The sequence below is a fragment of the Desulfonatronovibrio magnus genome (genome assembly GCF_000934755.1).
Lineage (GTDB): Bacteria > Desulfobacterota > Desulfovibrionia > Desulfovibrionales > Desulfonatronovibrionaceae > Desulfonatronovibrio > Desulfonatronovibrio magnus.
Map to the genome: position 1 here is coordinate 1 of NZ_JYNP01000090.1, position 15264 is coordinate 15264.

At 44.7% G+C, this 15264-nt stretch carries 13 protein-coding genes and 1 tRNA gene; all 14 read left to right on the forward strand.

Annotated features, from left to right (window positions below; genetic code table 11):
* On the forward strand, nt 1-96 hold a 96-nt coding region (locus LZ23_RS23430), incomplete at its 5' end, for an EF-Tu C-terminal domain-related protein (RefSeq protein WP_492207393.1).
* Between the two features lie 8 nt (nt 97-104).
* Nucleotides 105-254 carry a 50S ribosomal protein L33 gene (gene rpmG, locus LZ23_RS23435; RefSeq protein ID WP_084590987.1) on the forward strand — a complete coding sequence of 50 codons (150 nt, stop codon included), beginning with the start codon at nt 105-107 and terminating at the stop codon, nt 252-254.
* A 10-nt stretch (nt 255-264) separates the two neighbouring features.
* Nucleotides 265-341: transfer RNA gene (locus LZ23_RS09580), tRNA-Trp, on the forward strand.
* A gap of 19 nt (nt 342-360) precedes the next feature.
* Nucleotides 361-600 (forward strand): preprotein translocase subunit SecE, encoded by a 240-nt coding sequence (gene secE / locus LZ23_RS09585; protein ID WP_045213680.1) that lies wholly within the window; start codon nt 361-363, stop codon nt 598-600.
* Nucleotides 601-608: 8 nt separating this feature from the next.
* Nucleotides 609-1154: a transcription termination/antitermination protein NusG gene (nusG, locus tag LZ23_RS09590; RefSeq protein WP_045213682.1), complete on the forward strand. Its 546-nt coding sequence runs from the start codon at nt 609-611 to the stop codon at nt 1152-1154.
* 20 nt (nt 1155-1174) lie between these two features.
* A complete protein-coding gene (gene rplK, locus LZ23_RS09595) occupies nt 1175-1600 on the forward strand; it encodes a 50S ribosomal protein L11 (RefSeq protein ID WP_045213684.1) in 426 nt (141 codons plus the stop codon).
* A gap of 20 nt (nt 1601-1620) precedes the next feature.
* A complete protein-coding gene (gene rplA, locus LZ23_RS09600) occupies nt 1621-2325 on the forward strand; it encodes a 50S ribosomal protein L1 (RefSeq protein ID WP_045213686.1) in 705 nt (234 codons plus the stop codon).
* Between the two features lie 118 nt (nt 2326-2443).
* The gene (gene rplJ / locus LZ23_RS09605) at nt 2444-2965 is read left to right on the forward strand and encodes a 50S ribosomal protein L10 (RefSeq protein ID WP_045213687.1); all 522 of its coding nucleotides are present in this window, start codon (nt 2444-2446) and stop codon (nt 2963-2965) included.
* Nucleotides 2966-2995: 30 nt separating this feature from the next.
* Entirely contained in the window at nt 2996-3385 is a 390-nt protein-coding gene (gene rplL / locus LZ23_RS09610; protein ID WP_045213689.1) for a 50S ribosomal protein L7/L12, read from the forward strand.
* Between the two features lie 304 nt (nt 3386-3689).
* On the forward strand, nt 3690-7802 hold the full coding sequence (gene rpoB / locus LZ23_RS09615; RefSeq protein WP_045213690.1) for a DNA-directed RNA polymerase subunit beta: 4113 nt from the start codon (nt 3690-3692) through the stop codon (nt 7800-7802).
* A 30-nt stretch (nt 7803-7832) separates the two neighbouring features.
* The gene (rpoC, locus tag LZ23_RS09620) at nt 7833-11987 is read left to right on the forward strand and encodes a DNA-directed RNA polymerase subunit beta' (RefSeq protein WP_045213692.1); all 4155 of its coding nucleotides are present in this window, start codon (nt 7833-7835) and stop codon (nt 11985-11987) included.
* 119 nt (nt 11988-12106) lie between these two features.
* Nucleotides 12107-12478 (forward strand): 30S ribosomal protein S12, encoded by a 372-nt coding sequence (rpsL, locus tag LZ23_RS09625; protein ID WP_045213694.1) that lies wholly within the window; start codon nt 12107-12109, stop codon nt 12476-12478.
* 20 nt (nt 12479-12498) lie between these two features.
* Nucleotides 12499-12969 (forward strand): 30S ribosomal protein S7, encoded by a 471-nt coding sequence (gene rpsG / locus LZ23_RS09630; RefSeq protein ID WP_045213695.1) that lies wholly within the window; start codon nt 12499-12501, stop codon nt 12967-12969.
* Nucleotides 12970-13108: 139 nt separating this feature from the next.
* On the forward strand, nt 13109-15178 hold the full coding sequence (fusA, locus tag LZ23_RS09635; protein ID WP_045213697.1) for an elongation factor G: 2070 nt from the start codon (nt 13109-13111) through the stop codon (nt 15176-15178).
* Nucleotides 15179-15264: the final 86 nt, after the last annotated feature.

Sequence of the window (15264 nt, forward strand, 5' to 3'; positions counted from 1 at the left end):
ATAGCGCCAATAGCCATGGAACCAGGACTGCGCTTTGCAATTCGTGAAGGCGGCAGAACAGTGGGCGCAGGCGTTGTGTCTGAAATTACGGAGTAGGTAGAATTATGAGAATCAACATCCTTCTCTCGTGCGTTGAGTGCAAGCGAAGAAATTACGCTACATGCAAAAACAAAAAAAATACGACTTCCAAGCTGGAGTTGAAAAAGTTTTGTCCTTTCTGCGGTAAGCATTTGCCGCACAAGGAATCCAAGTAGCGTTTCATGCAGGCCAGTAGCTCGAAATGGTAGAGCATCGGACTCCAAATCCGAGGGCTGGGGGTTCGAGTCCCTCCTGGCCTGCCATATAAATGAGCAGGACTAAATGTCAAAAAAGAAAAAAACTGAAGTCAGTGAACCAAAACCCGGTACAAGGGCAAAAGTTCAGCAAGCCAGAGAATACCTTGAAGAAGTTAAAGGCGAACTAAAAAAAGTCACCTGGCCAACTCGCAAGGAAACATTAACTACTGGTCTCGCAGTAGTAGTGCTGGTAATTATAATTTCCGTATATCTCGGCGTAATTGATTTTGGATTGTCCAGGCTGGTAAGGCTTATACTGCCTTAGAAGGAATTATGGAAGAGACAGCACCAAAACCGAGATGGTATATTGTCCATACCTATTCAGGCTATGAGCAGCGTGTGGAAAAAACCGTCAGGGAAATGATGAGGACAGGCCAGGACAAGGGTTTTTTTGAAGAAATCGTAGTGCCCACTGAAAAGGTTGTTGAACTTGTCAAAGGGCAAAAAAAGACCTCCACTCGAAAGTTTTTTCCTGGCTATGTTCTGATTAAAATGCTTCTGAATAACGATTCCTGGCATTTAATTCATTCCATACCAAAAGTTACCGGTTTTATCGGCAACAAAAACAAGCCGACTCCACTTACTGATAAAGAAGCTGAAAAGATTCTGACCACGGTAGAGTCACGGAAAGAACAGCCACGTCCCAAGTTTCATTTTGCCAGAGGTGATGAAATTAGAGTTATTGACGGTCCTTTTGCCAATTTTAACGGGATTGTTGAAGACGTCAATTATGATAAAGGAAAACTCAAGGTTTCAGTGTCAATATTTGGCAGGCAGACACCGGTTGAGTTAGATTTTGTTCAGGTTTCAAAAAGTTGATATTCTTAGAGGTAGTATAAATGGCCAAAAAAGAAATGGCGAAAATCAAGCTGCAGATTCCAGCAGGAGCTGCTAATCCATCCCCCCCGGTGGGTCCGGCCTTAGGGCAGCACGGGGTGAACATAATGGAGTTCTGCAAGTCTTTTAATGCCAAAACGCAAGACAACAAGGGCATGGTTATACCTGTGGTCATAACCGTGTATCAGGATAGATCCTTTAGCTTTATCACCAAAACTCCTCCAGCGCCGGTTCTTTTGCTTAAAGCTGCCAAGCTGGACAAGGGATCAGGTGAGCCCAACAAGAACAAGGTGGGAAAAGTTACCAGAGCACAGGTTGAAGAAATTGCAAAGCTCAAAATGCCCGACCTTAACGCAGCAGATGTTAAGGCAGCAACAAAAACAATAATAGGAACTGCCAAAAGCATGGGTATTGAGGTAGAAAAATAGTTCCAAGAGGTAAAACGCCAATGCCGAAACATGGTAAGAAATATAATACATCCAAAACAAAAGTTGATACCAGTCAGAAACTCCCGGTACAAGACGGAGTGCGTCTTGCTCTTGAAACAGCCTATGCCAAATTTGATGAAACAGTAGATGTAGCATTCAGACTTGGCGTAAACCCTAAGTATGCCGACCAGATGGTTCGCGGAGCTGTGAGTCTGCCTCATGGCCTTGGAAAAGATGTCCGCATAGTAGCATTTTGCAAAGGTGAAAAAGAAGCTGAAGCAAGAGAGGCTGGTGCAGATGAAGTAGGCGGTGAAGATCTGGTTGAAAGAATCAAGGAAGGCTGGCTTGAATTTGATAAAGCAGTAGCTACACCTGACATGATGGCTCATGTAGGGAAAATAGGAAGGGTACTTGGACCAAGGGGCTTAATGCCCAATGCCAAAACAGGTACAGTCACTTTTGACCTTGGTAATGCCATCAAGGAATTAAAGGCCGGAAAGGTTGACTTTAAAGTTGATAAGGCTGGAATCATTCATGCACCACTTGGCAAGGTTTCATTTGGGCCAGAAAAAATTATTGACAATCTCAAGGCACTGGTAAACATACTTCAGAAAATGAAGCCTTCTTCTGCCAAGGGAACATATTTTAAAGGTGTAGCAGTATCTACTACTATGGGGCCGGGAGTCAGGATCGACTCAACCAGTCTCAGATCCCTGATGGAATAGTCATTCCAGTAAAAATCCATTCAAAATATATGAGTCAGAGAAAACAGGAGGATAAAAATCCTTAATTTCCTGTTGAGACTGCTTTGGCTCAATACTTGAGATAAAGTGAGGTGATCCGGTGAACAGAGATGAAAAGGCCAAAATCATACAAAACATACGAGAAAAGGCCAACCGTTCCTGCATAGCAGTAGTTACTGATTACAAAGGAATGTCGGTGGAAGAAATGACGCAGTTGCGCTCCAATCTTCGAGAACATAACGTTGAGTATCAGGTAGTTAAAAATACTCTGGCCAGAATTGCTTTTGAAGAATCAAGCCATTCAGCCATCAAGGATAAATTTAAAGACTGCTGTGCTATAGCATATGGTTTCGATGATCCAGTAGTTGCGGCCAAAGTACTTGTGGACTTTGAAAAGAAAAGCAAGAAGTTTCAGACCAGATTTGCCAGCTTAGACGGTAAATACCTTGAGGGCACATCTTTAAAAGCATTGTCAGAACTTCCAGGCCGTGATGAACTTCTGGCCAAAACACTTGGTACTATGAACGCTGTGCCGACGAATTTTGTATGTCTTTTCGCAAATGTTATAAGGGGTATGCTCAATGCCCTTAATGGAATCAAGGAACAAAAAGAAAACGCTTAGAGCCAAAGCATAATTTTTCAGGAGGATACAATGTCCGATATTTCAAAAGAACAGGTAATTGATTTTATTTCTAATATGACAGTTCTTGAGCTGTCTGAGTTCATCAAAGAACTTGAAGATAAGTTTGGTGTATCAGCAGCAGCACCAGTGGCAGCTGTTGCAGCAGCACCAGCAGCTGGCGGTGACGCAGGAGCAGAAGAAGAAGAGCAAACAGAATTTAACGTGGTGCTCAAGGAAGTAGGTGGAAACAAGATTGCCGTCATTAAAGCGGTCAGAGCCCTGACCAGCCTCGGACTGAAAGAAGCTAAGGCAAAGGTTGATGAACTGCCTTCCACCATTAAGGAAGCAGTAGCTAAGGACGATGCTGAGGAAGCCAAAAAACAGCTTGAGGAAGCCGGCGCAACTGTCGAAGTTAAATAATTTCTGCGGTTTGAAACCGTACTTTAATATAAAGTTTAGAGAGCGCAAAGTATCAATGGATACTTGTGCTCTCTAAACTATTTGTATTTTCAGAGCTATACAGCACCAACTTAGATATCAATGCTCTGTATCCTTCCTTATTAAACTGTATAGCTATCAGGCTTACAGGTAAAACACGAATCGGACTCCGGACTAGATCCGGTTTAACAGGCTACAAACCACTACCCCGACTCTTTCTCAGGATCAAAACCTGATTCCTGCCATCCAGGGATTTTCGGCAAATCTACTCAAACGCGAGGATAACATGGCACTATTAAATAAAAAATTCGGCCAGATTAAATATACTTTAGGAGTTCCGCATTTACTGAGGCTGCAACTGGACTCGTACCACGATCTTCTTCAGGAGGAAATCGATCCCTTATCACGCTTGGATAAAGGACTCGAGGGTGTTTTCAAGTCAGTTTTTCCTATTGAAGACTTCAATAAAACAGCTACACTGGAGTTTGTAAGCTATGAAGTTGCTCCTCCAAAGTACGATGTAGGAGAATGTCTTGGAAAAGGGCTTACATACGAATCACCCATTCGTATAAAGGTCCGCCTGATTGTTTTTGATGTGGATGAAGAGTCTGGCAACAGAACTGTAAGAGACATCAAGGAACAGGATATTTATTTCGGTACTATTCCTCTGATGACTGGAAAAGGTACTTTCATCATTAATGGAACTGAAAGGGTCATAGTCAATCAGCTGCAGCGATCTCCGGGTATTATTTTTGAGCATGATTCAGGTAAGAGCCATTCAAGCCGCAAGGTACTTTACAGCTCTCGAATTATCCCAATGCGTGGCTCGTGGTTAGATTTTGAGTTTGATCACAAAGATATTTTTTATGTGCGTATTGACAGACGCAGAAAAATGTATGCAACCATTCTCATGAAGGCCATGGGAATGACCAGTGAAGAAATTTTTGACTATTTTTATGATCAGGAAACTGTAAAATTTAAGGATGGCAGAGCATATAGAAAAGTAGTTCAGGACCATTACAGAAAGGAAACTGTATTTACAGATGTGCTGGACAATGAAGGCAACGTAATGGTTAAAAAGGGGCGTCCCATGACCAAACGGGCATGGCGCAAACTTATCAAAGACAATATCGAATATATTGAAATTGATCCTACCCAGCTTAACAGTCAATTTGTATCCAGCGATATTATCCATCCTGAAACCGGTGAAGTACTGGTTGGAATGGGAGACCGCCTGAATGCCGATGCCTTAACAGCCTTAGATAGTGCAGGCATAGAAGAAATTAAGATTTTATATACCTCAGGTCAGGATGTTTCATCATCATTGCGCGATACACTTAAGCTGGACAAAACAAAAGATATGCTTGAGGCTCAGGTGGAAATCTACAAAAGACTCAGACCAAGCTCTCCCCCAACCCCTGAAATTGCTTCAAGCTTTTTTGACAACCTGTTTCGCAATCCTGACTATTATGACCTTTCACCAGTTGGCAGATATAAGCTCAATTCAAGACTTGGTCTTGATCTGCCCATGGACTACAGAACTCTTTCCAACGAAGATATTCTCAGGGTTATCAAGCACTTGATTAAGCTTAAAGATTCCCATGGTCACGCGGATGATATAGATCATCTTGGCAACAGAAGAGTCAGACCTGTTGGTGAACTGGTGGAAAACCAGTACCGCATCGGTCTGGTCCGAATGGAGAGGGCCGTCAAGGAGCGTATGAGTCTGCAGGAAGTTGCCACACTGATGCCCCATGACCTGATTAATCCCAAACCAGTAACAGCAGTTCTCAAAGAATTTTTTGGAACATCGCAATTATCTCAGTTCATGGATCAGACCAACCCGCTTTCAGAAGTTACTCACAAGCGCAGGCTTTCTGCTCTCGGGCCTGGAGGTTTGACAAGAGAAAGAGCAGGGTTCGAGGTTCGTGATGTACATCCAAGCCATTATGGCCGCATATGTCCCATTGAAACCCCTGAAGGTCCAAATATCGGACTCATTGTATCCCTTACCACCCACGCCCAGGTAAATGATTTCGGGTTTATTGAAACTCCCTACAGACTGGTCAAGGATAACCGTGTTACTGAAGAGGTGGTTTATTTTGATGCTTCGAGAGAACAAGGAGAGGTCATAGCTCAGGCCAACGCGCCTATCGATGATCAAGGTAATTTTACTACAGAGCTTGTGTCTGCAAGAATGAAAGGCGAGTTTAATCTGGTGCCCAAGGAGGAAGTGACTCTGATGGACATTTCTCCAAGCCAGATTGTATCCATTTCTTCATCCCTGATTCCATTTCTCGAGCATGATGATGCTAACCGTGCCTTGATGGGCTCCAATATGCAGCGCCAGGCAGTACCTTTGCTGCAGGCAGCTCAACCTCTCGTAGGAACCGGCATGGAAGGAATCGTTGCCAGGGACTCAGGCAGTTGTGTTACCGCTGAACAGGATGGAATAGTCAGGTATGTTGATGCTGACAAAGTTATAGTCAGTTACAGTCAAGACATGGCTGCCGGCAGGGGCGATACAATATGTTATGAATTACAAAAGTTTCATAAATCAAATCAGAACAGCTGTTTTGGTCAAAAACCCAGGGTGCTGCCCGGACAGACCCTGCGCAGGGGTGATATCCTTGCAGACGGTCCGGGTATTCTGGACGGAGAACTGGCGCTGGGCAAAAACCTGCTTGTAGCTTTTATGCCCTGGTGTGGATATAACTTTGAAGACTCCATTCTTATCTCTGAACGTATGGTCAAAGATGATGTTTTCACTTCTGTCCACATTGAAGAGTTTGATGTCATTGCCAGGGATACCAAGCTTGGCCCTGAGGAGGTCACAAGAGATATTCCCAATGTCAGCGATGATATGCTTAAAAATCTTGATGATAGCGGCATCATCATGATTGGGGCCAAAGTCAAGCAGGATGACATTCTTGTGGGTAAAATAACTCCCAAGGGTGAAACTCAGCTTACTCCCGAAGAAAGACTTTTGAGAGCCATTTTCGGGGATAAAGCCAGAGATGTTAAAAATACATCACTTAAGGTTCCGCCTGGTATTGAAGGTACGGTTATCAATGTGAAGGTTTTTAATCGTCGTTCAAGTGACAAGGATGAACGGACCAAGATAATTGAAGATTATGAACTTGAGAAGCTGGTTAGAAGAGAGGAAATTCATATTGCCTCGGTTACTGCTCAGATAAGAGATAAAATCTGGAATATTGTCGAGGGAAAAAGAATCGGCTCATCCATCATGGGTAAGAAAAAAGGGCAAGTCCTGGCAGAGGCCAATCAGACTCTGAAACGGGAGGACCTGGACAGAATCCCAATCAAAAAATTATCCGGGGCCTTTGCATCTAAAGAAACTAATGATGAACTGGTTGAAATTACCACACTCTATGAAAATCAATTGCGGCTTATTCAGAACATGTACAGCCAGAAGCGTGACAAGGCAGTTGAAGGAGATGATCTCCCCCCTGGAGTGACCAAAATGGTCAAGGTGTTTATTGCTGTCAAGAGAAAGCTCAACGTGGGAGATAAGATGGCTGGACGGCATGGGAACAAAGGGGTTGTGTCCTGTATTCTGCCGGAAGAAGATATGCCGTTTTTTGCCGACGGTACTCCGGTGGATGTAGTTCTGAACCCTCTGGGTGTACCTTCTCGCATGAACATCGGACAGATTATGGAAACCCATCTCGGATGGGCTGCAAAAGAGCTGGGCAAGCAACTGACCGATATGCTGGAATCCGGAGTGGATGTAAAAATGCTGCGCAATGAAGTCAGCGACATATTTGATTCACCTGAAATTGACGAACTTGCCAACAGTCTTGATGATGAACAGTTTATAGCTGCTGTTCGTGAACTTGAACCAGGAATTGTCACCAAGACCCCGGTATTTGATGGAGCCAAGGAAGAAGAAATATGGTCATGGTTGGACAGGGCCGGCCTGAGTGATGACGGCAAGTCCGTTCTTTACGACGGACGAACCGGAGATCCATTTAAAAACAGAGTGACTGTGGGTTACATGTATGTGCTTAAGCTGCATCATCTCGTAGATGAAAAGATTCACGCCCGGTCCACTGGGCCTTACTCGCTGGTTACTCAGCAACCCCTTGGAGGAAAAGCTCAGTTCGGCGGTCAGCGTCTTGGAGAGATGGAGGTTTGGGCTATTGAGGCATATGGAGCTGCTTACCTGTTGCAGGAATTTCTTACAGTAAAGTCTGATGATGTGACTGGCAGGGTGAATATGTATGAAAAGATAGTCAAGGGTAATAATTTTCTGGAATCAGCCATGCCTGAGTCTTTCAACGTTCTCATTAAAGAGCTTATGGCCCTGGGGCTTGATGTTGAACTGATGCAGGATGAAAAAAGAAAATCCCGAGCACTGCCAAGAAAATCACGTTAAAAACTTTTACATATATATGAGGATGGGGATATGAGTTTAGACGATCTTTTTTCCCAGAGGTCAGCAAGTACCACGACAATATCAGGTAAAGAACTTAAAGGTATTAAAATTCGAGTTGCTTCGCCGGAAAAGATTCGAGAGTGGTCTTTCGGAGAAGTGAAAAAGCCTGAAACCATAAATTACAGAACCTTCAAGCCTGAGCGCGATGGTCTTTTCTGTGCCAAAATATTTGGTCCAGTCAAGGATTATGAATGCAATTGCGGCAAATATAAACGCATGAAGCACAGAGGAATAGTCTGTGAAAAGTGCGGTGTTGAAGTAATTGCCTCCAAGGTAAGACGTGATCGCATGGGGCATATTGAGCTGGCTGCTCCGGTGTCTCATATCTGGTTTCTCAAAAGTCTGCCTTCCAAAATTGGCACACTTCTGGACATGACCATGTCAGATCTGGAGAAAGTACTCTATTTTGATGCATACATGGTCATTGACCCTGGACAGACCACCCTGACTAAAAAACAGGTCATATCCGAAGAACAGTATTTGCAGATTATTGATAATTTTGGTGAGGATGCCATAAAAGTGGGCATGGGAGCTGAAATTATCCGTGAGCTGCTTAGTGAAATTGAGCTGGAAAATTTAAAAAACGAGCTTCGGGAAGAATCCCAGGCCACTCGCTCTCAGACCAAAAAGAAAAAACTGGCCAAACGTTTGAAAATTGTTGAAGCGTTTTTAGAGTCAGAAAATAAATGTGAGTGGATGGTTCTGGAAAATATTCCGGTTATTCCCCCAGAGCTTCGTCCTTTGGTTCCTCTTGATGGGGGCCGTTTTGCCACTTCCGATCTCAATGATTTGTATCGCAGGGTTATAAATAGAAATAATCGTCTGAAAAGGCTGTTGGAACTTGGGGCCCCGGATATTATAATCCGAAATGAAAAAAGAATGCTGCAGGAAGCTGTGGATGCTCTTCTTGATAATGGGCGACGCGGCAGAGCCATTACCGGAACAAATGGTCGTCCTCTGAAGTCCCTGTCTGACATGATCAAAGGAAAACAGGGGCGCTTCAGACAGAACCTGCTCGGTAAACGAGTGGACTATTCAGGAAGATCGGTGATTGTTGTCGGGCCTAACCTCAGGCTGCACCAGTGCGGACTGCCCAAAAAGATGGCTTTGGAGCTCTTTAAGCCATTTCTGTATTCCAAGCTTGAGGAAAAAGGACATGCCAGCACCATAAAGAGCGCCAAGAAAATGGTTGAGCGAGGTGATGTGGTTGTCTGGGATATCCTGGATGAGGTGGTAACGGAATACCCCATCCTGCTCAACAGAGCTCCTACACTTCACAGGCTGGGCATTCAGGCCTTTGAGCCGGTGCTTGTAGAAGGGAAAGCCATTCGTCTGCATCCTCTGGTATGTTCAGCATTCAATGCTGACTTTGACGGCGATCAGATGGCTGTGCATCTTCCACTGTCCATTGAGGCCCAGATTGAGTGCCGGGTTTTGATCATGTCCACCAACAATATTCTCTCTCCAGCCAATGGCGAGCCAATAATTCTACCTTCTCAGGATATTGTTCTGGGGCTTTACTACCTAACCGTTGAAAGGTCCTTTGAAAAAGGTGAAGGTAAGATTTTTTCAGATCCCGGTGAAGTTATTTCAGCTTATGATGCCGGTTGCGTGGCCATGCATGCCAAAATCAAGGTGCGTATTGACGGCAAGCTGGTTGATACTACCCCGGGAAGGATTCTGGTAGGCGAAATACTACCGGAAAAAGTTCCTTTTGAGCTGGCCAACTGCCTGCTGACCAAAAAAACCATCGCAAAACTTATTGGCGAAACCTATCGCAGGGCCGGGACCAAGGCTACTGTTATCTTATGCGACAGGCTTAAAGACACTGGTTATGAGTATTCAACACAGGCCGGAATCACCATTGGTGTCAAGGACCTGAAAATTCCTCATACCAAAGAGCAGATTCTCAATACATCTCAAGATCAGGTTAATGAAATAGAAAGCCAGTACCGCGAGGGAATTATTACTGAAACTGAAAAATATAATAAGATCGTTGATGTTTGGACTAAAGCCACCAATGACATATCAACTCACATGATGAATGATATTTCCAAAGACATATTGACGAACCCCGAGACTGGTGAAAAGGTTGAAAATATCAGCTTAAACCCAATTTACATGATGTCCAATTCCGGTGCCAGGGGTAACAAGGATCAGATGCGACAGCTCTCAGGCATGCGCGGACTTATGGCCAAACCTTCCGGGGCGATTATTGAAACACCTATTACAGCATGCTTTCGCGAGGGATTGACTGTACTGCAATATTTTACTTCCACTCACGGTGCCCGTAAAGGACTTGCTGATACTGCTCTGAAAACTGCCAACTCGGGATATCTGACCAGGCGACTTGTGGATGTAGTACAAGACGTGGTGGTTTCAGAGTATGACTGCGGTACGGTAGACGGTATTGAACTTGGACATCTCATGAGATCTGGAGAAATTCAGGAAAAAGTAAGTGCAAGATCTCTGGGGCGCATTGCCATGTATGATGTCCTGGATCCTGAGACCGGAGATACTATCGTTAAATCCAATGAGATGATTATTGAAGAAGCTGCCCGCAGGATTGATGAGAACGGCATTAACAGTCTGAATATTCGATCAACTCTGACCTGTAAGACCAAGCGGGGAATTTGCGCCTTGTGCTACGGTAGAGATTTGGCGAGAGGGCATCTCGTTAATGTTGGTGAAACAGTGGGAATCATTGCTGCCCAATCCATTGGAGAGCCCGGCACGCAGTTGACCATGCGCACTTTTCATATTGGCGGCACTGCCTCCAAAGAGATTGAACGTTCAAACATTAAAGCCCAGAACGCCGGTCACATAGTATTTGCCAGAGTTAGAACAGTTGAAAATGCCAGGGGTGAATCCATGGTGATGGGCAAAAGCGGTCAGGTCAAGATTGTTGATGATCAGGGACGGGAAAGGGAAAAATATTTTCTGCCGTCAGGGGCCAGACTTTTCGTCAAGGTGGATGAAAAGATTGAAAAGGGCAAGCTGATTGCTGAGTGGGATCCATTCAATGAGCCTTTTGTAACAGACGTTGGCGGTATAATCAGGTTTACAGACATCATAGACGGCAGGACATTTCAGGAAAAAGTCGACGAAACTACATCCCGGGCAACCAGAGTTATTACGGAATATCGTTCCACCAACTTCAGGCCCAGTATTTCCATATGCGATGTAAAGGGAAGGATCAAGCTAAGGCCGGGAACAAAGTCTGAGGCGGTATTTCAGCTTCCGGTAGGTGCGATACTTATGCTGCAGGACGGTGATGAGGTTGAGGCCGGGGATGTAATCGCAAGAAAACCCAGGGAATCATCCAAAACCAAGGATATTGTGGGCGGTCTGCCAAGAGTTGCAGAACTTTTTGAGGTCAGAAAGCCCAAGGACCAGGCTGTTGTCACTGAAATTGACGGTATAGTATCATTTGGCCCTGAATCAAAGGGTAAAAGAAAAATAATCATAAGTCCTGAAACAGGAGACATCAAAGAATACCTCATTCCCAAAGGCAGGCATATCACTGTTCAGGAAGGAGACTTTGTGGAAGCTGGTGAATTGATTACTGAAGGTAATCCTGATTTACATGACATTCTGAAAATTAAGGGTGAAAAGCACCTGGCCAACTATCTTGTAGAAGAAATTCAGGAGGTTTACAGGTTTCAGGGAGTACAGATCAATGATAAGCACATTGAAGTCATTGTCAGACAGATGCTCAAAAAAGTACAGATTATTGATCCCGGTGATACAGGATTTTTAATCGGACAGCAGGTGGAAAAAACTGCTTTTATGTATGAGAACGAAAAATGCATAAAGCGGGGTGAAAATCCTGCCATGGCTGAACCTCTTGTTCTGGGAATAACTCAGGCATCCCTGACTACTGAATCGTTTATTTCAGCCGCGTCGTTTCAGGAAACCACCAAGGTCCTTACTGAAGCAGCTCTGATGGCCAAAGAAGACCAGTTAAGAGGTTTAAAAGAAAATGTCATTGTCGGCAGGCTGATTCCTGCTGGCACAGGTTACAGGCCTTACGTAAACAGCGACATTTCAGTGCCCGAACAGCCGGAAAATCCGGACAGATTTCTCGAAGAACTGGATGATGAAGTATATTTGCAGGGTGATTAGCACCAGGTATCAATTTATTCATGAAATTTAAGGCAGGAAGAGATATTTTGCTTGACAAGGTTCATGGCTTAAACTAACAGCTACATGTTTCAGCAAGTAGAATTATTATTGGAGGATATATGCCAACCATAAATCAACTGGTGAGGAAGTCCAGAGAGCAGGTTGCCAAAAGCAAAAAAAGAGCAGCTTTGCAGCAATGCCCCCAGAAAAGGGGAGTTTGTGTCAGAGTTTACACTACTACACCCAAAAAGCCCAACTCAGCTCTCAGGAAAGTGGCCAGGGTCAGACTGACCAACGGCATTGAAGTTACGTCCTACATTCCAGGCGAAGGTCACAACCTTCAAGAGCACTCAGTTGTAATGATTCAGGGTGGACGTGTTAAGGATCTGCCTGGTGTGCGCTACAGGATCATCAGGGGAACACTGGATACCTCAGGTGTTCAGGATCGTAGAAAGAGCAGATCCAAATACGGCGCCAAGAGACCAAAATAATTATCTAAGGGAGATAAAAAATGCCACGTAAGGGTCCTATCCCCAAAAGAGCAGTCCTGCCTGATCCAGCTTACGGCAGTCGGGTTCTGACCAAATTTGTTAACCGGCTTATGTATGATGGAAAAAAAAGTATCGCAGAAAAACTTCTGTATAAGGCTATTGAGCAGCTTGGTGAGAAAACCAGCGAAGATCCCATCAAAGCCTTTCATCAGGTCATAGAGAATGTCAAGCCCCAGATGGAAGTTAAATCCCGCCGCGTGGGCGGAGCCACCTATCAGGTGCCTATGGAAGTACGCCCGGACAGACAGGAAGCCCTGGCTATACGATGGCTGGTGACGTACTCGAGATCCAGAGGAGAACAGGGCATGGATAAAAAGCTTGCTGCTGAATTACTTGATGCATTTAATGGCCGCGGCGGAGCTATCAAGAAGAAAGAGGACACCCACCGCATGGCAGAAGCCAACAAGGCTTTTGCGCACTACAGATGGTAATGTGCTGAACTATTCTGAAAACTTCAGAAAGGATCAGGCTCAGAATATAGTCACCCGTTCCTGTACAGTTCATGAACGGGTGATTTTGTGCTCCAAGGGGCGCAGATAAAATCTAAAGGATAATTTTCGGGAGATTAAAGTGGGCAGGCAGGTACCAATTAACAGGCAGCGCAATATAGGGATTATGGCTCATATTGATGCCGGAAAGACGACAACTACTGAGAGAATACTATTTTATACCGGCATTTCGCACAAGCTGGGAGAAACGCATGACGGCCAGGCTACCATGGACTGGATGGAGCAGGAGCAGGAAAGGGGCATAACCATTACCTCTGCTGCGACAACCTGCTTCTGGAAAGATCATCGTATAAACATAATTGATACTCCGGGGCACGTTGACTTTACTGTTGAGGTTGAACGTTCTCTTCGGGTGCTTGATGGATGTGTAGCAGTTTTTTGTGCTGTCGGCGGTGTTGAGCCACAATCAGAAACAGTATGGCGTCAGGCTGATCGTTATCATGTTCCGCGCATAGCTTTTGTCAACAAAATGGATCGTACAGGCGCAGATTTTTTCCGTGTCGTGGATATGATCAAGGACAGACTCAAAGCCAAACCTGTACCACTGCAGATTCCCATTGGGGCCGAAGAAAATTTCAGGGGAGTTGTGGACCTCGTCCTGGGAAAGGCCATGATTTTTAACGAGCAGTCCCTGGGAAAAGAGTTCGAACTGACTGATATACCGGAGGATATGGCTGATGAATTCGAACAATGGAGACAACACTTGGTTGAGTCCATTGCAGAAGAAGATGAGGCCCTGTTAGAAAAGTATCTCTCGGGTGAAGAACTTAACCCTGAGGAACTTGAAGAAGGTATCCGCAAAGCCACGATTTCGCTGACCATATGCCCTGTACTTTGCGGGTCAGCATTTAAAAACAAAGGAGTGCAGCCTCTGCTGGACTCAACAGTTTCCCTGCTTCCATCCCCGGTTGATGTCCCAGCAATAATCGGCAAAGAGCCTGACACTGACAGGGAAATTACTTGCAAGCCCGTTGACGATGAGCCTTTAAGTGCATTAGCATTTAAGCTGGCCTCTGACCCCTTTGTGGGACATTTGACATTTTTGCGCATCTATTCCGGACATATAGAGTCAGGCATGACTGTTATCAATGCAGCATCTGGTAAAAAGGAACGTATTGGTCGACTTCTTAAAATGCATGCCAATAAACGTGAAGAGATCAAGTCCGCTTACGCTGGAGATATTGTAGCAGCAGTCGGCCTGAAATATACAGGCACTGGTGAAACCTTATGTTCTCCTGAAAGGCCGTTACTTCTCGAGTCTATGGAGTTCCCGGAACCAGTCATTGAAATTGCTATTGAACCCAAAACCAAGACCGATCGTGATTCCTTGAGTAATGCTCTGCAAAAACTGGCCAAGGAAGATCCGTCCTTCAGAGTAAAAAGTGATGAAGAGACAGGGCAGACATTGATTGCGGGCATGGGAGAACTTCACTTAGAAATTATTGTTGACCGGTTGACACGGGAATTTAAAGTTGATGCTAATGTCGGAAAACCAAGAGTAGCCTACCGCGAAACCATAACCAAACCCATCAAGCACGAAACCAAGTATGTAAAGCAGTCTGGAGGTCGCGGCCAGTATGGGCATGTAGTTATTGAGGTAGAACCTTCTGATCCAGGGGTGGGATATGAGTTTACCAATTCCATTGTTGGTGGAGTGATACCAAAAGAATATATACCTGCTGTGGACAAGGGCATACAAGACGCCCTCAAGAGCGGGGTTGTTGCCGGTTATCCGGTTGTTGATATCAAGGTCAAGCTGGTTTATGGATCATATCATGACGTAGACTCATCAGAACAGGCCTTTTATATAGCCGGGTCAATGGCTTTAAAAGAAGCCTGCGCAAAGGCTTCGCCTGTTTTGCTGGAGCCAATTATGTTCATTGAAGTGCTAACTCCGGAAGAATATCTCGGAGATGTCATGGGTGATCTTAATGGTCGAAGAGGCAAGATAATCAGTTTGGAACCTCGCATGGGAACACAGATAGTACGTGCTCATGTACCTTTGAGCAATATGTTCGGATATGCCACTGACATGAGATCCAATACTCAGGGAAGGGCTACATATTCCATGCAGTTTGATCATTATGATAAGGTTCCGGCAAGCATAGCTGATGAAATTCTTAAAAGTTAACAGGGGGAAGAGATGGGAAAGGCAAAATTTGAGCGGAAAAAACCGCATGTTAATATCGGCACTGTAGGCCACATCGATCATGGTAA